We start from the raw sequence: 24,366 nt of genomic DNA on the forward strand, positions 1-24,366 counted from the left end.
CGCGTATTTCTCAAGCCGGGAACTCTCCTCTTTGAACTTGGTCGTAAAATCGAAGAAACGTCTGATTCGGCTTTAATTCATCCTGAGGATCGTGTAGCTCCTCTCGGATTTTTTTTACGAGATACATATCGATCTCTCCTTTATTCTTCGCTTTAATTTTTCCTCTATATTCGCAATGAAAAAAATCCCGTATCTGTTCATACGTCTGACTGGAAATATTCACTTCACCCGGAATTCCCGAGCTTTCCATTCGGCTAGCCGTGTTTACCGTATCCCCCCATATATCATAAGCGAATTTTTCCGTACCTACGACTCCGGCCACGACCGAGCCGGTATGAATTCCTAATCGAAGCTCCCAATAGGGTAAGCCCTTTGATTCTCGTTCGATCTTTTTAGAAATCATAAATCTTTGAAATTCGAGACCGCATAACACAGCGTCTATGCAGTGGGTCTTGTTCGGAACCGGTAAACCTCCCGCGGCCATATACGCGTCTCCGATCGTCTTTATTTTTTCCATTCGGTGATTTTTCGTAATGGAATCGAATTTTCGGAAGAACAGGTCCAATTCGCTTAATAATTCTTCGGGAGTCATCGTTTCCGCGATTTGAGTGAATCCCGCCATATCGGTAAATAGAACCGTTACGCTTTCATAGCGCACGGGAGCCACCGAGTCGTTTCTTTTTAATTCTTCCGCAACGGTATCGGGGAGAACGTTTAGTAGTAAGGCGTCGGATTTTTTTCTTTCGATGTTTAAGTTTCTCGTAAGAATGAAGATCAGCAAACCAGTAAGTATTTGAACGAAAAGAAAATTCCCGCCCGCGTCCAGGTAACGTTCCGTTTCGTTCGGATACATTTTGATTAATCCCCGGTTGAAATATTCCATACCGTATAAAAACGCCGTCGCCGCTGCGTAAACCAGATATACGATCCATACATTATGGTTTCTTAATAGGATCGTCGCAATTACGAGAGCCGGGATGAAATAATAGTGATTCCCCCCGATCGATCCCCCGTTGAAAAACCACATAGAGGAAAGATAAATCAGAATGGTAATATTGAACGGCCAAAAGAGGGAATAATAGATGTTTTTTAATCGGGATAAAAGATACATTCCCGTGAGCAGAGTTCCCGAAACAAAATTCAGCAGAAAAATCGTCATAAAGTTTTCGAGATAAAAGGAGGAAAACGCCCCAAAGATATTCAATATCCCGTTTACGAACGCGACCGTGTTGAAAAGTCTGTGTTCCAGTGAGTTCTTTTTGGGATCGCCAAACATAAAATATACGGTTTTTAGAATTCTTTCGATCATAATCCGCTATCCTTTTTTCTTACGACTATAGATGATTCGTTTCTGTTTTTGCATTCCCGGCCAACGGTGGGGCTTAATTGGAAGTCAATCGATTCTTTTTCGCTTTTTAAATTGTTCCGACAAACGATTTAAATTTTTATCTTCTTGAATCCGATTTCTCCATTCCTTTTTAGTCCGATCGTTTGTTAACCCTGCGCTTTCCGAAATAAAAACGGTACACTTCTTTCGCGATGGCCGATAGGCTTGCTTTTTGAATTCCTCGTTTTCGATTCGCTGTACCGATTTCAAAGAGGAGTGACCATTGATGAAACAAGATCGTATACATTTGAAGAAGCGAAAATTTGGGGTCGTAGAGGTTTGTGGATTCCGATGTGATTCCATTCAATTCTACGATTCCGAATTCTTTGCCCGCTTTTAAGTCCGAGTCGGATCGATAGCGGACGTCATATCTTCCGAAGTAAAAGCCCGAAAATGTTTGGGAAATTTGATCGATCTTTTCGGTCAGCTCTTTCGTGATGAGCGAGGCGCCATCCGTGAAAAGCGTTCCTTGGCAATGGTTTCCCGCTTCGGCCAATCGTTTTCTTTTTCCTTGAGGAAGGACTAAGCCCCAGTCCTTATGATGTCGTTCGTAAAAGACCTTCCATTGATACCGGAATCGCGGATGTTTGACGATCAATTCTCCCAAGGTTTCAATTCCGTTTCCTTCTAAAACGGGAAAGGTCTTTTTCGTAATCGATAGAATTCTTCCTTTGCCTTGGTTCGGAAACCGATAATAAAAGATTCCGGCCTCCTCCGGACCGGGATGATATTCCTGCGCGATTAAATCCACATCCGTCGTTTTCAAATAATTTAATACTTCCTCTTTATCGTGCGCTAATTTCAGGCCGGCTCCTCTTTGACCCGCGTCCGGCTTGAGTATATAAGGAAAATTGAATTCTTTTTTCGAAACGGCGCGCTCCAATATATCGTAAGTTTTGTTATGGCCGTCTTCCGGCCGAGGTATTTTTACGAATTTAAGGACATGAGGAGTATTCAAGTTCTTTAATATTTCTTCCTTGGATTCTCCCACCAAACCTCCGAATGGGATTCCGGGATTGGCCGCACAAATCGTTCCAAAACCTCTATGACGAATCGTAAGGTAGATGATATACGGAATCAAAGGGATATAAAAAAGCCAGGCCGGCCAGAACTCAGGTCGCATTAATTTTTGCAGTCGAATTCTTCCGTTCGAAATCTGAACCTTTCGAAAGGACGATTTAGGCTTGTTTGAGATCGACTTTTTTCTGGAACTGAAGAGTCGATAGGGCGACTCCAAATTCTTCCGGTAAAAAAACATTATTTAAAAAACACTCCGCGTAAAGCTTGATGATTGCCATGTGATGGATCGTATGATCCTGAACGTATAAAAATTCCCGTTTGAGATTGGATAAGGTTTTTCCTTCTAACCCGGTAGCCGGATCCATCAAATAGGAGAGTTCGATGATTTTATTTTCTTCGATTGATTCCAGTTTCCCTAACAATTCGAAAATCTTCTCCCTTGCCGCAAGCGGAGAAGATTCATAAAACGGATTTCTGTTTCGTCGATCGTAAGATATGTTCGACGTTTCAAGAGCCTCCGTCAGATTCTCCAGTACTTCGATACAATGGCGAACGTGTTTTCCGAGACTGGAACCCTTGTTGGGAGCGATTTCCTGCGAATATTGATCCGGTTCGATCGTTGATAAAAAATCGGTCAACTGATGAAACGTATGTCGAATATTTTGGTATTGTATGTGCAACATCGGAAAGTTCTTCGGGTGAAAACTTTAGAAGTTACATAGAGATTTCTTTTTTCTCGGTTTTTGCGATGATCTCGAGAAACGAAAATCAAAAAAGGGACAGAGCCGTAACCCTGTCCTGAGAATTTTGAGTGGGGTTAATAAAGACTGAAACGAACCGGTATCAATACTTTTACGGTGATCGGTTTACCTTCCAGCATAGAAGGAGAATATCTCTTTTTGTAAAAGGCTTCGACTGCGGCTTCGTCCAGGCCGAATCCGAGAGGCTTTCCAACGGAACGCACACGAAGAACATGTCCGTCGTCTCCGATGATTACTTCGAGCGTAGACGTTCCGGTAATTCCCGCGCCTCTCGCTTCCGATGGATATTCCGGAGTTACGTTCGGCGTTAAGTCAACGGGAGCGGTCGCACCCGAAATGATCGCGTCTTGTGCGCCTGCGATTCTCGGATCTTCCTTCTTCTTAATCGTATCCGTGACTTCGAATTCTCCGTCGTCCGCCGCTTCCCCGACGTTCGGCTCTTGTATGACTAAGTTGTCCACAAAGGCCACTTCGTCGACGAGTCGATCCAATCGGTTGAATTCAATCGATGGAGTGTACCAGAAGAATAGGATCAGAAGCTGCAGAACCAAGGATGAGGATAGAAAGAATTCCATCCTATATCGATCGATGAATCTTCTGAGCTTACCTCTTCGGATCGTCATGAGTATGGATTTGGATTGTTCCATCGATCAAAGACCTCCGCCCTGCGTCGTCTTTGTTACGAGAGAGACTTTGAGAGCGCCCGCTTCCTTCAAGAGCTCGAACGCATTGTCCAACTCCGCGTAAGAAAGATCCTTGTCGGCGTGGATCAACACTTTCAGATCGGGAGTCGTCGTCAGTTTCGCTCTTACGTTATTGATCGCTTCGTTTAATGGCATTCTCACTTGGTTGAAGTAAACGGCCTTGTCCTTATCAGCGCTGAGATATAAGTTCGCGATTTTCTTGTTGAGCTGTTCTCCGCCTGGTACGTCCGGAAGTGCGATCGGCAGATCCGGGTCCGTATCAAGAACGGAAGTCACCATAAAGAAAACTAGAAGCAGAAAGGCTATATCGGCCATCGAGCTGACCGGGATGGACGGTGGATTCTTTTTCTTTTTTAAGCTCATTTATTTCAGCCTTTTTACGGAGATCTGTTTGAATCCCCGAATTTGAACGGCGGATAACGCGTCGAGCATGTTGCCGTATTTCGTGTCTCCGGTCGTTTTGATCAATGCGACTTTGTTTTCGATATCAGGAATATCCATCAGGTTGAGTTGTTCTCTGAAATCTACCAGGTTTCTGTAATCCTTCGTGCCGATGCTTTTGTTCTTCATCTTTACGAGCTCGCCCGTGACGAGGATTTCATAGATATTTTCGCGAAGAACCAAAGTCGGATTGGAATTCTTTCTCGGAAGCTGAATGTTCAAACCTTCCTTTACGAAGAAGACCGCAGTCACCATGAAAAACACCAATAGAAGGAACGCGATATCCGACATCGACGATGCGGATATCTCCTCTAATACGCGTTTCTTTTTGATTCGGATCATAATGATACCTATATTCAAAAAAGCGATTATGCTTTCTTAGAGTTTCTTTTTAAGAATTCTTTGTAAATTCTGTTTGCCGCTTCCTCGATTTCGGAAGTGAATCCGTCGATTCTGGAAGTCAGATATTGGTGGAAGGTCATCGCGGGAATCGCAACGATCAAACCTGCGGCGGTCGTGATCAACGCTTCTTTAATACCGCCGGCCACCACTTTCGCGTTTACTTGATCCGCGTTTGCGATCGCGTCGAACGCGTTGATCATCCCGGATACCGTTCCTAAGAATCCGATCAAAGGGGCGATGGTCGATACCGCCGCGAGAATTACGAGTCCTCGTTCGAGAACGGTGATGACTTCGGCCGCTTCTCTTTCCACACCTTTCGCGAAGATTTCCGCGTCGCCGGAAGATACGTCGATGCCGCCCGCAAGAACTTGGGAAATTTTATATTCCTTTCTTTCGTCCAAGAACCCTTGAACCGCGTCGAGTCCTTTCGTGTCCATCGCTTCGCCTAAGTCGATGTTGTATCCCTTGGGAAGAAGTTTGGCAGTCGCTATGAAATAGATTCTTTCAAAGATGATTCCGAGCGCAACGATCGATGAAAGAGCGAGAGGATACATAGTCCAACCGCCGAGAAGGAATAAATCCACGAATCCCCAGTTCTTTTCCGCTTTCGGTGCGGGAGTTTCCGTTTTAGCCTCTTCGGTCGCGGGAGTCGCCGTTCCGGTCGCTTCCGTTTTAGCTGGTTCCGATGCTTTATCCTGTGCGAATATTACGTTTGTAGAAAGCGAAATGAGTCCCGAAAGAATGATCGCCGTTGCGACCCATTTGAATTCTTTTTTTATGGAAGAAAATTTCATCGATATCTCCGATTAAAATATTTCTGTAATATACCTTTGGATTGTTACCGGATGATTACAAAGAAATTACGGATTTGAAACTTAAGGAGGAGGAAGAAGAACCGAATCCGATTCGATTTCGAACCGGATTCGGAGAATTTAAAATCAGAGTTTGTATGTAGCAGAGAAGGAAATATCGACCCCGGTTCTATATTTTTGGAACACGTATTCCTGACCGGTAAGCGGGTCGGTTTGCGTGATCTTGAACTGGGTGTTCATGATGTTTCGTGCGGCTGCTCTAAAATCCAATCGATCGTTGTGCCTGTAAGTGTATACGACATCCGAAGTTCCCGTTCCTTTTTGAATGGCGTTAGGAACTCCGTCCGAACCAACGAGCGCGATCCGATCGCTGAAGTAGTTATAATAGAATCCTACGTTGTGTTTTTTCGTTCTGGAGGTGAATACGTCTATTCTCATGTTCGCGACGAAATCGGATTGTCCTTGAAGCGGGCGATTGAGAGTAGTCGGGGCATAGGCCGCGTAAGTCGAGACCGGATCCACTTGTCCGGTAGCGATGAAGCCGTAGATATTCGCGTCGATCACGTCCACTCTGGACTTGATAAAGAATACGTTCGCTTCCAATCGCAACCACCAGAGAAGTTCCTTACGGTAATCCAACTCGATTCCTCGGATGGTCGCTTGCTGCGCGTTCGCGTATTTGTATACCAAACTTGCGCTTCCGGCCACCGGTAATCCGATCAACTCGATCGGATTGGAAAGATTCTTATAGAACGCCCCGACTCCGATATAGTCCGTGTTGGTCACATAGTATTCCCATCGTACATCGTAGTTATGGATATACGTTCTTTGAAGACTCGAATTACCGAAGATTCGATCCGCCTGAAAGTAGGCGGCAAAACCGAAAGGAGAAAGTTCTCTCAAGTCGGGTCTTGTTAGTGTTTGGGAATAACCGAATCTAAGATTCATGTCTTTTGCGAATTCCCAAGCAACGTTCGCGGAAGGAAGTTTATCTTTCGTTCTCAACTCTCCGATACCGTTGTTGTTGGTATCGCAAACGTTGGATCGTACCAGAAGAAGTCTTTCCTCTTCCGAGTTCGTTTTACAGCCGTAGTTCGGAATGAATCCGTTCCAGCTGTTCTTAAGATCGTAAGTTTGAGTTTTTTGATAACTGTCTTCGTATCTAACGCCGACGATGGATTTCAACTTCGCCATCATCGGAACTTCCAATTGTGCGAAAGCCGCTTTGAGAGCTTGTGCGGCGTCGTATGCGTTGTTACCCGAAGCACGTTCGAAAATTTTTCTATTACCGTTTAAATAGGTCAGAGGGTTGTAGATGATTTCCCCGGGAATCGGATAGATGTAATCGCGATCGCTACCCGCAAAGTTTCTTTGTGCGAATTCTCTGAATTCGAAGTGTTTGAAACGGTCCAGGTTGCTCACTCCGAGTTTCAGCTTGCTCTGAAGTCCGTCCCATTGACTGAACGGAATCTCGTATTTCAAAGATTGGCTGCGAGCGGTGTCCGCAGTGGTTGAAAAGTATCTCGTTCCGTCCGGGTTGTTTCCCAGTCTGCGGAATCCGTTCGCGAGATCGCTTCCGCCTTGGGACCAAGCTTGGTTGCTCGCGTTGGGTTCGTCTCTTTCGGCTAACGCGTAGTTGACGTTCCATTCCAGCTTATGCGGTCTTGCACCTCCGAGAGCGCGGATTTCGTGTTCTCCGCCCAAGGTATTGTTGAAAATCGTTCTGCTCACGAAGTTCAAGTTGGAAGATTTAAAGTTGAAGTTGTCGATGTAATTCGTTCCTTCTCCTTCTCTTACGATCTTATCGGACTGGACCGAATATAAGGTTTTAATGAAGAACTGCTGACCGATCTTCGGTTCGTATGCGAGGTTTAAGTTGTTTCCCCAGAGAACTTCCTCGGTGTAGATCTTTTGGTTGTTCTGGTTTAACGGACGGAGCATATTCGAATCTTTTAAATAAAGGGAAATCGGATTCGACGCTTGAAAACGAGCGTTTGCTTCTTCTCTATAGTTGTAACTTCTGTTATAGGTGGTTCCCGCGAGTACTCCGAATCTTCCCCATTTTTCCGTTTTGAACGAGTTTCCCGCTGAAATGCTGAAGGATTTGTTAAATGGAGAATCCTCTTCTCTCGGAGACCATTCTTGATTGAACGACAACGCTCCCAGCTTCATTAAGTTAGTCGGAATTCCGCCGAAACGGTCTCCTTCCACGAACGGAACGACTTTCGGTAACCCGGAGATCAAATCGGGCAGTTGCTGATTTTTCGAAGGCAAACCGAAGTTGTTGTTCATGTCGCCGACGTTGAACGTTTTGAATTTATGACCCGCAACTTGCGTGTTCTTACCGACTCCTAACGATACGGAAAGAAGAAGATTGTCTGGATATTCTTTCGTTTCGATCTTAACGATCCCTCCGGAAAATTCCGCGGAATCTTCCGCCGAAGCCGTTTTGATTACGCGGATATTTTTGATGACTCCTGCGGGAAATAAATCCAAAGGAACGATCCGTTTATCCGGCTCGGGAGAAGGAATGATGGAATCGTTCAAAATCGTATTCGAGTATCTTTCTCCTAAACCGCGGACAAAGATAAACTTACCGCCGACAAGAGTGATCCCAGTTACTCTTCGAAGAACGTCTCCTGCGGACGAATCCGGACTTTTCTTGATCGCTTCCTCGCTGATCCCGTCGGAAACGACGCCGCTCTTTCTTTGAAGAGCCAATAAGGCGGATTCCGAATTTTCAAGACCGCGTCCCTTGACTTCCACGGTGTCGAGAACCTGCGCCCCCATTACGATGTTCATCGGAAGTTGTGCGCCGGGTGCGATCGTGATCTTTTTAAACTGCGTAGCGAAGCCCATCATTTGGAATTCGACCGTATGTTCTCCGGCGGGAAGATTCAATTCGTATTTACCGTCGAAGTCGCTTCGCGTTGCCGCTTTGATCGAGCGAACGATAACTACCGCTCCGAAGACCGGATCCCCCGATTCCGAATCCACGATCTTTCCCCTGAGTTTCCCCGTATTTTGTCCGAATACCGGGCTGGCCAATATCGAGACAAAGAATAGTAAGCTGATTGTTTTCTTTTTCATGTTCCGTACGTACAAACTTTAAATTGATTTTTATGTTCTATAACGAGTTTGATTTCATCTATGTGGATCGTCTTCAGATCGACTTCCAAATCGAAGTCCTTAATGATATAGCCGTTGATGTTTGTCAGCTTACGCACGTTATACGGCTTAGGAAGAGGGAGAACTTTGATTTTCCCTTTGGTTCCTTGAAGATTTTGTCTGACTTTATCGATTCCTGCCGTGCGTCTTATTTGCAGCAGATACATCGCGTCTTCGATTTTCGAGTTCGCTATGATGTTGTTTTGATCTAAATTATTAGGAAGGTAAATAGTTCGTATTTCGTTCGGACTGCACGAGTATCGAAACAGATCGTCCGTATTCCCTTTGGAATTTCTGATTTCGGTCAGGGCTTTTTCCAAAGCCTCTTCCACGGATTTGGAAGAATGATCGATATGATACGAATCCTTGAGTTCGGATGTAAGAATGTTTCTGTCTTTTTGAATTTCTGCCGCGAGTTTCGGATCCAAGATTTCCTTGTCGAAGTCGGGTCGTTGTCCTTTTTGTTTGCAATCGAGGATCGAAAGGGAAACAAGAAGGAGCAGAGGAATATTTAAAAAATTGAATGTTTTCTGGAACATATTCGAAGGTAAAAAGAGGATTCTCCCAAGAGAATCCTCTTCGTAAAATTATCTCGCTCTATAAACCGTCCATCCGCTGGCCCAGTTTTGACCTGTGATCATACCACCGTAAGTGGTGTTATCGGTAAAAAACGTGTCAGAGGATTGCGCAGTAAGGGCAGAACCTGCAGCCGCAGCAGCTTCACCGGAAGGCTGATAATCCGGTTTTGTCGCGAAAGCGCAGTTGTCGGAATCTCCCGATCCTAAAGAAACAACCGGAAGCGCAGTCAGTCCTGTTGAAGGAAGAGTGCAAGCTGCGGTGTTTCCATTTGTTTTAGCCGCTTCGACCAATACGTTTGCGAACGTAGGCGCCGTTGCTGGTCCGCCACCGGTTGCGTTCAACACACAGTCGATGTTTCCGGATTGGAATCCGTAGATCAGACCATTCGTAAATTTTCCTTGAAGTCCTTCTCTCAATCTCGCACCGAATCCGTTGGAAACGCTTTTTCCGAGGAGAGTGAAGTTGGAAAGTTTTACATTGGTCGTCGTTTTGGCAGTTGCGGATGCGGTTCCGGAACTGTGAGTTCCGTCCATCTCAAATCCGTGAGGATCCGTGGAAGCGGTTCCACCGCAAGAGGTTGGATATTTTTGAGAGATTACGAACTGAACTTTTCCGGTGTATGCTTCATCCAAGTCGAGGTCGTCGTCCATACCGCCTGTCATCAGAAGATATTTTCCGGTCCATGCCCCGCCCCAAGATTCAACGCCGTCGTCCAAATGTCTGTGAACTTGAACGTGATCCAAGGTTGTTCCGCTACCGACCACATACATGGAAATTCCGTTCAGCTCGTCTCCGACCGATACTTCGTTTCCTGCAAATTCAACGATGGTATAAGCGAAACTTCCGGAATTACCCGCATCGTTTGCGCCGCTATTGTATTGGAGACCGGTTCCTCCTTCGGTGTTCTGAGCCGCAGCTCTGGAACCGATACCGTCGCCTACGATCAAGATTCCACCCCAGTCGCCTGGCGCTCTGTTGCCGGAAGTTTTAGAAGATGTGAAACATACCGGAGCGGCAGCGTCTCCGTTGGTTACGATTTTTGCACCTTGTTCGATGATCAATGCGGAACCTGCCGTTCCGAAAACCACCGCGCCTCTTGCAAACGTTAAAGTCGCGCCGCTCTTTACTCTTACGATTCCGCTAATAGAAGTGGAAGAGTAAGCTGCGAAACTTTGACTGGAAGTGATGTTTCCTGAAAGAACGGTGTTTCCGCCTTGGATTGAAGCTCCGTCACAGATCGCAGAACCTGCGTTTTCGTTGGAGCTAGCCAGTAAGGCCAGAAGAATGGCCATGTTGTTGTCTTGTTTATCTTCTTTGCAGTTTGCGAAAGAGGATAACAAGAGTGAGAGGCTTACAATTAGAAGCGACACTCTTTTGGTATAAGTCGATTTCATCTTATGACTCCTTGGAGAATAAACCTAAAAGGTCTAAATGTAAAATAACGAAAGGGCGTTACGTTGGAGTTACAAACGGATATAATTCCCGTAACTTTCGCTCCTGATAATCGATCGGATTTGGAGATGTTTTTCGCCGCTTTCATAAATATAAAATATTACTAATATGTTACGGGAGGGCGAAAAAAAGAATGAGAAGAAATCCTAAAGAGCCGAAAGCGAAATAACGATCTCCTTTCGTCTCTTCTTTTGATTCCTCTTCCTTATTCCAAGCGACTTCTTTTTTTTCCACGGTGACCGCGTCTTTTTTGAAGCCCCTTTTGGTTCCGTCTTCATATTCTACAATGATGCCTTGTTCGTTTTCGGAAGTCTTGACGTTCTCGATCGTTTCGTTCGTTTTAACGTTTTTTACTGTGTCAGCAAAGAGGCCGTTAAACGAGAATAACGCGAATAATAAAAGAGTTATGGATAAACGTGTAATCATTTTGTAATCATTTCCCAAAGAGAATGTCTACCGCTTCTCATTATTACAAAATCGCACAAGAGGAAAAACGCGATGAATGTTACAAACGTGTTAAAGATGATCGCCGGTTCTTATAGAATGATTCCAATCGAATTGAATCTCGTTCGAATTCTTAACCGATTTCCTGACGCGTGAAAACGAATTGGAGTGAGTTCGTTTAACAAAGTCGAGATGAAATGGCGTTTTAAAGGAGAAGTTTGAGTGAGCTTCGCGAAACGGACTACTCTTTCGGACATTGGGAATAAAGCGTCGTCTCTTACGGGAATGAATGGAAAAGTTAGAAGAAAGATACGGCCGAAGGGTTTTCGGCGAAATTCTCCGATCATAAGTGGTGAGGGGTTTTAAAAGTAAAAATCCTTGATCCATTTCGAAGCCGTGCGTTTTCAAACGATTCCGGTGATCGGCGGATTCAATGTGTGGAGCGAGATTGCCTCAAGGCGCTTAAAGAAGAGTAGCCCGGGCCGAAATCGTAGAACAACGGGATTATCCCCGCCTTGGGAAGAAAATTCAAAACTTCTAAAGTGGAAATCCAATCTCCCGCATAAGCGCTTTTCTGCGCTTTCAAGTTTTGATTCCTGTGCGTCGTCCTGATGCCTTTGCCGAGAATATTCAGATCCTCTCTGTCAAAAAATTTTCTAAATGGATTGGAGAAAGGTTTATGAAAACGAGAATTGGTTTAGTTCCCATTCTTCAATTGATTCCTCACAATGGAGGCACGGGCACGGGGACGATTTCCGAGCGGTGGGTCTGTCTCAAACAGGACCTTTTTTGATCTTCAAAACTGAAACCGAAAGGAAACAAACCGAAACGCAGACAATTCCAATCACGGATGCGTCTATGCAGATGGGTTTTCCGGAACAAAATGATAGAAATTCTTACGGATCGAGTTCGTGATTTCGATTCTTTGCTTCGCTTAAATGGAGAGTTTCGGGAAGCCGAAATCCCTACAATTCTTTGCGATCTCTGAAAAATTGTCAGGAAAAAGCTACGTTTCTCGAAAAAAAATTCGGAATTCTTTCTATAAAAACCGCCTTTTTCGTTTTTTCAGATTTTTTTCTTGCGGTTGATTTATTTTTTTATATAATAACCGGTGTTCTATAAAAACGATTGTTCGAAATTAAGGAGAATCCATTGCCAAAGGTTGTAGATCATGACGCGTATCGAATTTCCATTTTAAAGCGTTGCCTCGATTTATTCGCAATGAAGGGATATGCGACGGTTACGATGCGGGAGATTTCCAAAGAGCTTCGTGTTTCTACGGGGACTCTGTATCACTATTTTCCGACAAAAGAAGTTTTGTTCGAGCAAATGGCGCGATGGATCGTTCGGGATGACGCGGAGCAATTGGAAGGGATTCGAAACGGAAGCCGATCTAAGGATTTTCGGGAAAGGCTTGAGGTTCTTTTCGATTTCGTGAAAGAAAGGGAAGGGCATTTTCAAAAGCTCATTCTAATCGCTTCCGATCTTTACCGATTGGAAGAGTCCGAGCCTGCCAGGGCGATCTTAAAGGAGTGTTCTTCGGTTTTTCGAGACGCGATCGAAAGTCATCTCGCGTTGAATAACGAGGAGCTGGAAAAACTTTTCTTCGGAGTTTTGATCGGAACCGTTTTTCAAAGAATGCTGGATCGGGAAACGGCGGATTTTGAAAAGACATTCTCCCTTGTCAGAGGTTTTGCTCCTTTGATTTCGATCGGTTTATTATTGGAACCTAAAAGAGCCTGATGCGGTTCGTTCGATCCGTATCTGGCATCAAAGAGAAAATGGAGAGAATTTTGTTATGAACAATTTGAAACGTTATTCGTTTATCGTTTGCTTTTTAGTGCCTGCCTTTGCAGTGCTTGGATATTATTTAGGCGGAGCATATAACTTTCTTACCTTCGCGATCGTGTTCGGTTTATTGCCGATCTTGGACGTTGTGATCGGAGCCGATCCATCCAATCCGGCGGAAGAAGAAGTTCCGGCGCTACAGAACGAATTCTACTTTCGATTTTTGACATACGTTTGGGCGTGGGTGCAATTCGGTTTGGTTCTTTGGGCCTTATACGAAGTTCAAACGAAGGACCTTTCCACTTTGGAATGGTGGGGTTTCGTTCTCGCGATCGGAATCAACACCGGAGGAATCGGCATCACGGTAGCGCACGAACTGGGTCATAAAAGCAAGAAGATAGAACAATGGTATTCCAAGTTCATTCTGATGACCGTTTGTTATATGCATTTTTTTATCGAACATAACCGCGGTCATCATGTGAACGTTTCGACACACGAAGATCCCGCTTCTTCCCGTAAGGGTGAATCCTTTTACCGTTTTTATCCAAGAACGGTTTTCGGTTCTTATTTTTCCGCATGGAAGTTAGAAGCGAAACGTCTTTCGAAAGCGGGAAAATCCGTTCTTTCTTTAGAGAATGAGATGATCTCTTCCACGATCGTTCCGCTTCTGTTTATCGGATTTGTTACTGCGACATTGACTCTTTATACGGGTCGTTTTTCCTGGGAAGTCCCCGCGTTCTTTTTCGCTCAGAGCTTTATCGCATTTTCCCTTTTGGAACTCGTCAACTATATCGAACACTACGGTCTTCAAAGAAAAGAAATCGCTCCGGGTAAATTCGAAAGAGTGCAGCCGATTCATTCATGGAATCAAAACTTTGCGGTGAGTAACGCGTTTTTGTTTCATCTTCAGAGACATTCGGATCACCATGCGAACGCCGGAAGACGTTATTCGGCTTTAAGACATTTCGAGGAAAGTCCGCAGCTTCCTTACGGATATGAAGTGATGGTATTGATCGCCCTGTTTCCCCCTCTTTGGTTTAAGATTATGGATTGGAGACTGGAAGCCTGGAAGAAGAAATATTATGGGGATGCGGCTTTGTCTGTCGGAGCGAACGGTTGAAGTAGGTCAAGGAAATTGTAAAAGGAAAGATTTGTCGGAGGTACGACGGTCTTTCCGTAAAATTTTCGCGCCCCGCCCTAGTTGGGTGGGGGGTGTGGCGGTGGGAAAACACGGACGACTTGTCTATAGCAGAAAATTCCCGATCCCGCAAGGCAAATTCATCCTGCTTCGGCGTGGGAACTCCCACAAAACTTCTCACTGTCTCGAAAGAATTTTCACCGTTCTTTCCAAATCATCCCTGTGTTGTTTTAAATCCTTCTTCAGCAAGGCCGGAATTTCCTTCTGTTCTTTCAAAAAACGATTTGTTTTATCGACGAGCGCTTGGTTCGGTTCGACACCTGGAAATAAGATATTTCCAAAAGCGGAAGAAAAATGAGAATCGCGATCCTTATAAATTCCGATCACCGCCGCAAAGTATAAGTCTTCGTATTGCTTCAGCATATCTTCCTGATGATCCCAATAAAAACCTCGCATTCCGTAACGAAGCGTGTCCGTGGAAAGTTTCGTTTTCGCATTCGTGAATTCTTTCCAAGCTTCTGCTTTGGATTTTGCATCGGGATAAGCGACTCTCGCACCGTATGCTTTTTTGGCGCCGAGATCGGAAGTGTCCGCTTTTTCCTCTTGCGCTATCAGATCGAACGCGTCTTTGTTTCCGAACGCCGAAAGACGGGTCAAAATACTCCATCTTCTTTCCTGATCGATTTTAATTCCGGGAATGACAATCGTTCCGTCCAAAAGATCCTTTAGGTAGGAGAGTTGCCCGGGCGTTCTCGAAGTTCCTTCCAGCATTCGATACCACACGATTTTTTCCTCTTCCTTCGTGGATGAATCGTGTAACCCGCGTTTGGCGAGTTCGTTCAGCTTTGTGGACCATTCTTCCCTGTGTTCTTTTTTGAGATAACTCGCGGCGATGGAAGAAGCCTTCGTTAGAATATGACTGCTTCGAACCGCGATGTCCTCTTCGTAAATTCCTTGTGCGAATACCAGTTCCAGAAAATCTTTCGGAGAAATTTCCGCGTCGCGCGTCATCTGCCACAGGGAACCCCAGAGAATTCTCCGCGCAAAACGATCCTTGAGTTTGTTCAAAGAAGTTTTTAAAAGAGCGATCCCGTCCTTCGGAAGATAGGTCTTCGCATACGCATAATCGTTCGTGTTCAATACGACGATCTCCGAAGATCCCGGTTTGTGTTTATAAGGGAGAATCGTTTCTTGTCCCTTGACGACCACCCGGTCCTTCCACGCGACTTCGAACGTGTCGCCATTCAGGGAAAAAATCGTAACTTCCAGCGCGTGCGTTCGAAAGAGACCGTTCTTTTCGGAAGGAAGCTGTCGGATTAACAGATGATCCTCTTTCCATTCGGGAAGAAGCGTATTCACTCCGGTCGTATCCAGCCATTCTTTGCTCCAGCCGCGGATATCGATTCCCGACGTTTCGGACATCGTATCCAAAAAGTCGGTTTGAACCGTATTCGAATTCGCGAATTTCTGAAAGTATTTCCGCATCGCTTTTCGGAAAGAATCCTCTCCGATATAATACATCAACTGCCGAAGGACGGAAGCTCCTTTGGAATAGGAGATCCCGTCGAAATTGCTGATGGCGTCTAACGTGTTTTCCGCGCTTCCGGCTATCGGATGAGTCGTGGACAACTGATCTTCCCGATACGCCCATTCTTCCCGAACATAAAAGTGTTCGAGCGCGTCCGGAAATAATTTCCCGTGCGACATCGCGTAATAGGAAAGGTAATCCGCAAAACTTTCGTTCAACCAAAGATCGTTCCACCATTTCATCGTGACCAGATTTCCGAACCACATATGAACCATCTCGTGATAGATCGTGTTGGCTCTTCCGAGATATTCGGAATAGATCCGGGGACTTCTAAAAATATAATGTTCCGAAAACGTAACCGCCCCCACGTTTTCCATCGCACCCATATTGAATTCGGGCACGAAGATCTGATCGTATTTGGCGTACGGATACGGAAGATCGAAATACGATTCTAAAAACGCAAAGGATTCCTTCGTGATCGCAAACAGATTCTCCGCATCCAAATATTTGGAAAGGGACTTTCTGCATAAAATTCGTAAGGGAATGTTTTTGTATTTATCTTCCCAAACTTCGTACGGTCCTGCGATCAAAGCGAACAAATACGTGGAGAACAAAGCGGTCTTTTGAAACCGAATGGAGATTCTTTCTTTTTGAACTTCTTCTTTGAGAGGAAGAGTGTTGTGAACGTATTTCCATTCCTTCGGACCAACAAGGGAAAGTTCGTACGTCGCTTTAAGATCGGGCTGATCGAAACACGGAAACAATCGGTGCGCTTCGAACGGTTCGAAATCCGTGTGAAGATATTCCGAATTGTCCGAAGGATCTTTGAACTGATGAAATCCCGAACCGCTGTGATTGTAGTCGTTCACATACTTGATCTTGATTTCATTCTTCCCTTGATTCAGCGAATCGCCCGGCAAATCCAAAGAGGAATCGGTTTTGGTGTAACCGGAAAAATCCTTTCCGTTCAGAAGAAATACTTCGATCTTCTTTGTGACAAAGTCCACTTTGAGTTTTCCCTTTCCTTTGCCCGTATAAAAAAAGAGAATCTTCGTTTCTCCCTGATACGTGGACGATCCAGCTTTCAGATCGAGGCGAATTTCGTAGCTGACTTGATTGACGAGGCTTGCTCTTTCAAGAGCTTCCGTTTGTGTGAGTATATTTGGAGCGTCCATGAGGTTTTCCGTTTTTACAAGAACGCGGGCGTTCCGTAAAGGACAAAGAGAACGCCCGAGTCTAAGATTTTTCCAGCAATAAATAATTTACAGAGTGTTTTAAAATTCAATTTTTCGTTCTGAAACGAATTCGCTACAAGGTTCCGGCTCGTTTAAGGGCCGGGTTCTTAAAGAATGTCTTTCAGCTGCATTTTGCGAAGGCGAGGGGCGATTCCGCCCACAAACGCAACCGTCAAAAGGGTCAACGCGCCGCCCGCGACGATGGACTTACGGATTCCGAGCCATTCCGCGGTCACACCGGATTCGAATTCTCCGATTTCGTTCGAAGAACCGATGAAGATATGATTCACCGCGGAAACCCTTCCTCTCATGTGATCGGGTGTATGCATCTGCACGATCGTATGTCGAATCACGACGCTGACCATATCGAACGCACCCGCCGCCGCAAGACAAAGAAACGAAATTCTATAATCGTTAGAAAGTCCGAAAAGAATGATGCTTATACCGAAACCGAACACGCAGGAAAGAAGAATCCAACCAGAATGTTTTTTCGGAGGTCTCGCCGCGATGAAGAACGCGCAAAGAACCGCGCCGACTCCTTGAGCCGAACGAAGAATTCCGAAAATCTCCGGACTTTGACCGAGAATCTTTTCGGTAAACGAAGGAAGAAGGGCGACCGCGCCTCCGAACAATACCGCGAACAAGTCGAGTGAAATCGCTCCGAGAATGATCTGATGCGAAGAAACGAACTTCCATCCGCTGCTCAAACTTTGCCAGATGGTTTCGCTTTCTTCCGGTTTCGGAGGAACCGGTTTTCCTTTTACGAGAAGCATCATCGTTAAACCGAAGGTCATCAGTAAAAGGTCGACCGAATACGCGAAATAAAGACCGGCTACGATCAGCATTCCTCCCGTAAGAGGACCTAAAACCAAAGAAGTCTGCCACGCGATCCCGCTCCAAGTCGCCGAGTTGGGAAACGTTTCCTTATCGACGAGTTGCGTTTGAAACGCGGCCGTCGCCGGATTTAAAAATCCTCTCGCGATTCCGGAAAGAAAGATCACTCCGTAGATCGGATACACTCCGAAATCTCGGAGAATCCAATTCATATTAGGAACTACTAATACAAGGAGGAGAAGGGAACAAATCGACAAAAGGCCGAGCGCGGATGTGATGATTTTTTTTCTCGGAAAAGAATCGATGATCAAACCGGAAAACAACGCCATCGTGATCGAAGGAATCGCTTCCGTAAGTCCGATAAATCCGACGTGCAGGTTGCTTCCCGTGAGATGATACATTTGCCAGCCGACCACGGTGGTTTGAATGCTGATGGAAAGAGTCACCATAAACTTGCCGAAAAGAAAGGAGCGATAATCGGCGACTTTCAGCGCTTGAAAAGGATCGTGTTTAGTTGAAGTTTGAGTCATTCTAGTTTTGGATTGGGTTCTTTATAAAATACATTCCGAGAGCGGCGACCATCATTCCATGATGGAGAATGTTCTCGTCGATCAAACGGGGAACGTTGCGGAGAGGAGTTTCAAAGATTTCGATTTGTTCGCTATCGTCCAGATCCTGATCGTGAAGTTTACGAACGTTTTTCGCAATAAAAGTATGACACCAATTGTTCAGGATCGCGGGGTTTCCCGTAACCTTTCCCAAGTATTCCCATTCGTCGGAGACGTAACCCGTCTCTTCCACCAGTTCGGCTTGCGCCGATTCGAGAAGGGTCGCTTTCTCTGCGATTCCTCCGGGGATTTCCAAACTGAAACGATGAATGCCGTGTCTGTATTGGTCGATGAGAAGAATTTTGTCGTCCGGTGTAAGAGCGATCACGTTGACCCAATCCAATGATTCCAAGTGAAAAAAGTCCCTCGAAACTTTTCGGTCGGGGGAAGTGGTATGCCAGGAAACGAGTTTGAAAATCGGGGTTTGGATCAAATCTTTTCGATCGTTTTTGGACCAAAGATTTGCGAGAGGATCGTATTCTTCCGGGTTAAAAGGTTTCATTCGCATCTCCATTCTTTCCGAACCTGTTTTTTTATCCAAGAGAGAATTCCGACCGATCGCCAGTGGACGGAACTCCGGCCGACGAAACTAGTTTTGAGATTTTCAGTTGTACAGGATTGACAGAATCTTTCCCACTCTAATTATGTCACATGTCCCATGAAGCTCAATCCTGAACAGGAAAAAGCGGTTCGCCACGTAGACGGACCGATTCTCATCTTTGCCGGCGCAGGCTCCGGAAAAACGCGCGTGATCTCCAACCGGATCGCGCATTTGATCGAAAACGCGGGAGTTCCCGCGGGAAAAATCGTCGCCTTATCCTTTACGAATAAGAGCGCGCGGGAAATGGAAGAGCGCGTTCGCAAAATGATTCCGCGGCAAAAGCTCAAAGGAATCGTATTGTCCACGTTTCACTCTCTCGGACTCAATATTCTCAAAAAACACATCGGACTTTTGGGATACAAACATCCGTTTCTTTTGATGAACCAAAACGATCAGGAAGGGTTCGTAACTACATTATTAATCGCTAATAAAGTAGAATTGAAAAAAGCGAAAGTCTCCGAGGTTCTCGGAAAAATTTCGAGAATCAAAAACTCGGGACCGGCGTACAGGGAATATCTGGATTCTTCCTTGGTCGAATCGGATCAGATCGCAAATCTTATCTTCGACAGTTATCAGACTTCTCTCAAAGAACAGAATTCCCTCGACTTCGACGATCTCATTCTTTTGCCCGGAGTGCTTCTCCGCGACTTCCCGGAAGTAAGGGAAGAATATCATAAGAAGTATCAATACTTCATGGTCGACGAGTTTCAGGACACGAATCAGACGCAGTATGTTTTTCTAAGGGCGCTGATGGGGGAGAATCGAAATCTTTGCGTGGTCGGAGACGACGACCAATCCATCTATGCGTTCCGAGGATCGGACTTAAGTTTGATTCTCGGATTCGAAAACGATTTCCCCGAAGCGAACGTTGTGCGTCTTTTGGAAAATTACCGATCGACTCAGGTCATCATCCAAGGCGCGAATTCGCTTATCAAAAACAATCTTTCGAGAAGATCGAAGGAATTGTTCTCCTCTATTCCCGGCGGAAGAAAGATCCGTTACATCGAGCGGATGGATGAGAAGGACGAAGCGGCCTACGTGGTCGATTGTATCCGCGACGAAATCATCAAGGACGCGAGAGTCGGAAGTCAGATCGCGATTCTTTTCAGAACGAATTTTCAAACGCGTCCTTTCGAAGAGGAACTCAGAAGCAGATCGATTCCGTATAAACTCGTGGGGGGATATAACTTTTTCGATCGAAAGGAAGTCCGCGATATGATTTCGTACATCCGTCTGATCGCGAACACGAGAGACGACGCTTCTTTATTAAGAATTTTGAATTATCCGAAGCGCGGGATCGGACCGGGAAGCATTTCTCTGATCCACGAAAAGGCCGCGCAGATGGGAGAATCCTTATACGAGATTCTTTTCCGGGTCTGCGAGTCCCCCGATTTCATTCCGGGCCTGCAGAAAAAGATCCAATCCGAAATTTACAACTTCGTAAATCTGATCGAGCGGACTAAAAAGAAATTCTCGACGGCGCCGAAGATGTATTTTGCGTTCCGCGAATTCATCCAAGACGTGGGAATCGAAAAGGAAATTCTTCTCGAGGAAAAAGACGAGAAGGTCGCGAAGGCGCGGTCCTTCAACCTTTCCGAACTCGTAAACATGATGTCTTACTTTGAGGAGAATCACGATTCTCCCGAAAAACCGACCCTGTTCGATTTTATCAACCGGCTCAATTTGCTTATGGAGGACGAGACTCCTTCCGAAGATGATAAGGAAGACAATCGGATCCAGCTGCTCACGATTCATCAATCGAAGGGATTGGAATTCGATTCCGTTTATGTCGCAGGAATGGAAGAAGGAATTCTTCCCAACTCTCGGGTGTTAACCGAAGAATCCTCCGTGGACGAGGAGAGGCGTTTGCTCTACGTGGCTATGACCCGCGCCAAGAAGCATTTATGCTTGACAGGGGCCGCAAATCGACGCAAATTTGGGGAGCAAATGGCTACCCAGGCCTCCCGGTTCCTTACGGAAATCGATTCGGAGACTATGGACTGGGTTTCCAATGATGAGGTTCGGCAACAGGAGACGGAAGACTTCTTCGCCGAGCTGGAAAAATTGAAAACAGGATCGTAGGCATGACTTTATACAAAAAAATACTGACTCTGGTGATCATTCTCCTTCTTTCCGCTTGTGCGAGCGGTCAGAAATCCGTGGATTCGGGCCTTTCTCAAGAATCCGCAGTTCGCTCGAAAATTCAAGGAATCGATTCTCAACTATCCGTTTCCAATTTGGACGAAAAAAAACGTTCGTCCTTACTCATGGAAAAAGCAAAATTACTGCTTCAAATCGAATCCTATAAAGAAGCTTCCATCGTTTTAAAACAAATCCAAAGCTCCAAAGAAGGAAAGGGTCTGGAACACTTAGACCATTACCTCGGAACCGCTTATCTCGGAATCAACGACACGGAAAACGCGATCGTTCACTTCCGGAAATCCGAGTCCTTGGATAAGAATTACGAGTCCACCACCCGTAAGAAAATGTATGCAAAAGCCCTCTACCAAGAGGAGAAATACGGTCTTGCACTGGGAATTTTGGGACGCGCTTCCAGAGAAAAGGACTTTGAAAAAGACATTCTCTTTTACGAAACCGTAGCCAACAGCTTTATGCGGATCAAGGAATTCAAAAGATGTCAGATGGTTCTGGAAGAGGGTCTTCAGAAATTTCCGGAGAGTCCGGTTCTGAAGGAAATTCAGGAACAACTTTCTCAGGTTCTTCCAAGATAACTCGCCCCGACTTCAAATTCAGCTTAGCAAACAGGGTTCTACAAAAGATCAAAACGTTAGAACCCGTTGATCTCGTCCGCTTTCTCGGTTCCTTCTTTACATTCTTAAAAGAAAACAAAAGAACCCGGATCATTCTCATCTCCTTTTTGATCGTCGTCGGAGTTCACGCGATCGTAGTCGAATCGGTCGGCTATTACGTTCGGAATTATCTTTTGGATCTTCGAGGTTTGAAGGAACTTTCCAGAAACTTCATCAACAAAGAACTCGGACGCGCGGTGACTCTCGGAGTCGTGGAATACGATTTTCCGAATGCGGTCGTATTCGAGGACTTTCGGATTTCTTCCGAAGAGGATTTCGCACTCAATCACATTCTCTTTCGAACGAACAAGATCCAATTTAAGCTCGGCGGATTGTGGAGAGGACAACCGTATATCCGCGGAATCGTAGTCAAAGACTCGGCGATCAATATCGATCTGCAGGATCAGATCGCAGGAGAATTGATCGGTTATATCCAAAAGATCAACATTCCCGAAATCCGGTTGATGAACACCACGATCACGATCTCTCGCGGCGGAGAAGAGGTTTTGAACGCGCTGAAAGGCATCGATATCGTGATCACCAAACGGCCCGAAGGCGTAACCGTTGCGGTCAGCGATTCGTTGTTTCCTTTGCCGTATTCCCGTTTTATTCAAGGAAGTTTCGAGACTCAGTTCGATTCTCCCGAATCGAAAAGCAAATTCCGTTTTCAGAACGTAAAAGCGGAAAAGATCCGCGGAGTGTATTCTCTCTTCGGAAGAATGGCTCCGAGTTCCGGAAAGATCTCGGGAGAATACGAGATTCTTCTGAACGGAAAGAAGGTTTCCATCCAAGGAAAGAATCAGTTCACGAACATATCCGGAAAAATTCTCCAGGATCTTCCCTTGGGTTTGAAAATCCCCGATCTCAAAGACGCGGATCTCGTTCACGAGATGGATCTGAAGCTGGATGAAACCGGCGAGAAACAGATTCATACGTTTACAAAGGAAGAAAATCTGTTTCGTCTAACGTATTCTTTGAATCCGAAAAAGCTCGCGACTTGGGAAGTATTTGCCGACTGGAAAAACGTCCGCGAACTAAAGGCGATCTTTCAGTTTCCGGGCGACTTGGAAACTCTCGAAGGCCAGCTCAATCTCAAAGGGAAATGGGAAGAATCCGGCAATTACGGGGATTGGATCAAAAGCAGCGTTTCTTTGAGTCTTTTGGGATTTCATTGGAAAGATCCGTTCTTCGACGTTCGGCTCGATCAGGCCGAACTGAACATCGCACCCGGAAATCTGATAGGCTGGAACGCGAAGGGTTCTTTGTATCAGGAAGCGATCGCGACCAAAATCACCGGTAAAACGGGATGGAAAAAAGCGGTTCGCGGGAACGGTTCTTTTTATTATCCTTTGTACAACGATTGGAAATGGGATCTGGAACTGGATCGGGTTTCGGTGAAGGATTTTCTTCCCGTGTATCATTCCTGGAAGAATTGGATTCGAACCGATATCAAGACGCGTCAGGAAAAACTCGTTCCTGAAATCAGTTGGACGAGAACGCCGTTTTACAAATATCTAATGGAGTTCCTTACGATCCAAGTTCACTGGAAATTGAAATCCTTTCGATTCAAGGATCGGGATCTCGGACGGGCGACGCTTGACGGAAAGATCGTTCCTTTCTTTTCGCGATTGGATCTGAAAGGATATCGGGAAGAGAATCAGTTTGTCGAGGTATTCGCCAATTTCACATTCGGTCAAAACAATCCGTATACGGATCTGAGAATCAAGGTAACGGAAATGCCCTGGGAAGAACCCGTGAACGGATTTTGCGGATCTTGGATTCTGCCGGAGACGGTAACTTCGGATACGACGATTCGATTTTTCGGGGACGATTTTTTGGCGCTTCACAATTCCCTCAACGTGTTGCATAACGTAAGTTTCAACCGCGCGCGTTTTCAGGACAAACGATCGCTTCCTTTGAATCTAAGAGAACCGTTCGATTTCGGATACGAACTCAATCTCTTGCCGACTCTCTCTTATTATAGAAATATTTTTTGGAAGAATGAAAGCGCGGATCTTACGGGTTACGGCGCCGTCGAAAATCATCGCATTCGAATCAACGCCAACGGAAAGTTGAACGACGCTTTTATCAGCAGAAAGTTTAAGGAGGAGTCCGGAGAATGCAAACTGGAATCAATCGGAGACAGATAATTCTCATCTCGGCCGGAGTTCTTTTGACGATTCTGTTGGCGTTCGGGATTTATCTTTTTATTTTCAGAAGTTCCGGTATTCAGGTCGGAAAAAGTTCCGAGTCCAAGGTCGATCTGATTGGCACTTGGAGGGTTTCTCCCATCGTTCCCGCAAAACAGATCCGTTTTATCAGCGAGAAGGAAGCCGTTCTTTTGGAAGAAAACGGGGAAACAAAGCTGTATCTTCTGGAAGACGGGGAAGGTCTTCAACTCAGAAGAAGAGGGGAAGAAACTCCGAGCGGATATTTTTTATTTCGTGAACTGAAGTTGAATACTTGGCAAGGTCTTTGGGGCGATGATCTTGTCGTTCTCAAACGGCTTTCTGCGGAGAATTGAAGGAGATCCTACAAATTGAATAAGGGTCCCGTGAACAAAGTCGGATTGTTTGTAGATCCAACAAGAATGTAGGAACTCATACGAACTCGCGGTTTTACTGAATGTTCTCTAAAGGACGGTGGAATTTTCC

At 45.4% G+C, this 24,366-nt stretch carries 21 protein-coding genes; 6 read left to right on the forward strand and 15 right to left on the reverse strand.

Going from position 1 to position 24,366, the window contains the following annotated elements:
* Positions 1 to 10: 10 nt before the first annotated feature.
* From DLM76_RS10605 to DLM76_RS21560, 12 genes are all read right to left on the reverse strand, one after another.
* Entirely contained in the window at positions 11 to 1,309 is a 1,299-nt protein-coding gene (locus DLM76_RS10605; RefSeq protein WP_118965169.1) for an adenylate/guanylate cyclase domain-containing protein, read from the reverse strand.
* A 169-nt stretch (positions 1,310 to 1,478) separates the two neighbouring features.
* Positions 1,479 to 2,510: an ATP-grasp domain-containing protein gene (locus tag DLM76_RS10610; protein ID WP_241548221.1), complete on the reverse strand. Its 1,032-nt coding sequence runs from the start codon at positions 2,508 to 2,510 to the stop codon at positions 1,479 to 1,481.
* Positions 2,511 to 2,565: 55 nt separating this feature from the next.
* Entirely contained in the window at positions 2,566 to 3,090 is a 525-nt protein-coding gene (locus tag DLM76_RS10615; RefSeq protein WP_118965170.1) for a DinB family protein, read from the reverse strand.
* 134 nt (positions 3,091 to 3,224) lie between these two features.
* Positions 3,225 to 3,815 (reverse strand): energy transducer TonB, encoded by a 591-nt coding sequence (locus DLM76_RS10620; protein ID WP_118955368.1) that lies wholly within the window; start codon positions 3,813 to 3,815, stop codon positions 3,225 to 3,227.
* Between the two features lie 3 nt (positions 3,816 to 3,818).
* Entirely contained in the window at positions 3,819 to 4,235 is a 417-nt protein-coding gene (locus tag DLM76_RS10625) for an ExbD/TolR family protein (RefSeq protein ID WP_118955367.1), read from the reverse strand.
* Positions 4,236 to 4,655, reverse strand: a complete 420-nt coding sequence (locus tag DLM76_RS10630; RefSeq protein ID WP_118955366.1) for an ExbD/TolR family protein — start codon at positions 4,653 to 4,655, stop codon at positions 4,236 to 4,238. It abuts the gene before it with no gap.
* 26 nt (positions 4,656 to 4,681) lie between these two features.
* On the reverse strand, positions 4,682 to 5,509 hold the full coding sequence (locus DLM76_RS10635; protein WP_118955365.1) for a MotA/TolQ/ExbB proton channel family protein: 828 nt from the start codon (positions 5,507 to 5,509) through the stop codon (positions 4,682 to 4,684).
* Positions 5,510 to 5,653: 144 nt separating this feature from the next.
* Positions 5,654 to 8,617 carry a TonB-dependent receptor gene (locus tag DLM76_RS10640; RefSeq protein ID WP_118965171.1) on the reverse strand — a complete coding sequence of 988 codons (2,964 nt, stop codon included), beginning with the start codon at positions 8,615 to 8,617 and terminating at the stop codon, positions 5,654 to 5,656.
* Positions 8,614 to 9,234: an LA3241 family PerA/PerB upregulated protein gene (locus DLM76_RS10645; RefSeq protein ID WP_118955363.1), complete on the reverse strand. Its 621-nt coding sequence runs from the start codon at positions 9,232 to 9,234 to the stop codon at positions 8,614 to 8,616. The genes DLM76_RS10640 and DLM76_RS10645 overlap by 4 nt, the downstream gene beginning before the upstream one ends.
* Before the next feature lie 48 nt (positions 9,235 to 9,282).
* Positions 9,283 to 10,668, reverse strand: coding sequence for an oxidative stress response protein LipL48 (lipL48, locus tag DLM76_RS10650; protein ID WP_118965172.1), 1,386 nt, complete (start codon positions 10,666 to 10,668; stop codon positions 9,283 to 9,285).
* A 169-nt stretch (positions 10,669 to 10,837) separates the two neighbouring features.
* The gene (locus tag DLM76_RS10655; protein WP_118955361.1) at positions 10,838 to 11,152 is read right to left on the reverse strand and encodes an LIMLP_04285 family protein; all 315 of its coding nucleotides are present in this window, start codon (positions 11,150 to 11,152) and stop codon (positions 10,838 to 10,840) included.
* A gap of 448 nt (positions 11,153 to 11,600) precedes the next feature.
* Positions 11,601 to 11,756 carry a hypothetical protein gene (locus DLM76_RS21560; RefSeq protein ID WP_158586384.1) on the reverse strand — a complete coding sequence of 52 codons (156 nt, stop codon included), beginning with the start codon at positions 11,754 to 11,756 and terminating at the stop codon, positions 11,601 to 11,603.
* A gap of 566 nt (positions 11,757 to 12,322) precedes the next feature.
* On the opposite strand from DLM76_RS21560, the gene DLM76_RS10670 reads away from it, so the two are divergent.
* Together DLM76_RS10670 and DLM76_RS10675 are read left to right on the forward strand one after the other, a co-directional pair.
* The gene (locus DLM76_RS10670; protein WP_118955358.1) at positions 12,323 to 12,913 is read left to right on the forward strand and encodes a TetR/AcrR family transcriptional regulator; all 591 of its coding nucleotides are present in this window, start codon (positions 12,323 to 12,325) and stop codon (positions 12,911 to 12,913) included.
* 55 nt (positions 12,914 to 12,968) lie between these two features.
* Complete coding sequence (locus tag DLM76_RS10675; protein WP_118965175.1) at positions 12,969 to 14,078, forward strand: alkane 1-monooxygenase; 1,110 nt, start codon at positions 12,969 to 12,971, stop codon at positions 14,076 to 14,078.
* Positions 14,079 to 14,273: 195 nt separating this feature from the next.
* Here DLM76_RS10675 and pepN read toward each other — a convergent pair whose 3' ends face one another.
* From pepN to DLM76_RS10690, 3 genes are all read right to left on the reverse strand, one after another.
* Positions 14,274 to 16,799, reverse strand: a complete 2,526-nt coding sequence (gene pepN / locus DLM76_RS10680; protein ID WP_118965176.1) for an aminopeptidase N — start codon at positions 16,797 to 16,799, stop codon at positions 14,274 to 14,276.
* Between the two features lie 167 nt (positions 16,800 to 16,966).
* Complete coding sequence (locus tag DLM76_RS10685) at positions 16,967 to 18,223, reverse strand: MFS transporter (RefSeq protein WP_118965177.1); 1,257 nt, start codon at positions 18,221 to 18,223, stop codon at positions 16,967 to 16,969.
* Position 18,224: 1 nt separating this feature from the next.
* Positions 18,225 to 18,803, reverse strand: coding sequence for an NUDIX hydrolase (locus DLM76_RS10690; RefSeq protein WP_118965278.1), 579 nt, complete (start codon positions 18,801 to 18,803; stop codon positions 18,225 to 18,227).
* A 156-nt stretch (positions 18,804 to 18,959) separates the two neighbouring features.
* Here DLM76_RS10690 and DLM76_RS10695 point away from each other — a divergent pair, with 156 nt between their 5' ends.
* The 4 genes from DLM76_RS10695 to DLM76_RS10710 are packed head-to-tail and all read left to right on the forward strand — an operon-like array spanning position 18,960 to position 24,236.
* Positions 18,960 to 20,984: an ATP-dependent helicase gene (locus tag DLM76_RS10695; RefSeq protein ID WP_118965178.1), complete on the forward strand. Its 2,025-nt coding sequence runs from the start codon at positions 18,960 to 18,962 to the stop codon at positions 20,982 to 20,984.
* 2 nt (positions 20,985 to 20,986) lie between these two features.
* Entirely contained in the window at positions 20,987 to 21,634 is a 648-nt protein-coding gene (locus DLM76_RS10700; protein ID WP_118955353.1) for a tetratricopeptide repeat protein, read from the forward strand.
* Positions 21,538 to 23,862, forward strand: coding sequence for an LIC_12586 family protein (locus DLM76_RS10705; RefSeq protein ID WP_241548222.1), 2,325 nt, complete (start codon positions 21,538 to 21,540; stop codon positions 23,860 to 23,862). The genes DLM76_RS10700 and DLM76_RS10705 overlap by 97 nt, the downstream gene beginning before the upstream one ends.
* A complete protein-coding gene (locus DLM76_RS10710; RefSeq protein ID WP_118955352.1) occupies positions 23,832 to 24,236 on the forward strand; it encodes a hypothetical protein in 405 nt (134 codons plus the stop codon). Before DLM76_RS10705 ends, DLM76_RS10710 begins: the two co-directional genes overlap by 31 nt.
* Positions 24,237 to 24,366 lie beyond the last annotated feature (130 nt).

It is taken from the genome of Leptospira yasudae, assembly GCF_003545925.1.
GTDB lineage: Bacteria > Spirochaetota > Leptospiria > Leptospirales > Leptospiraceae > Leptospira > Leptospira yasudae.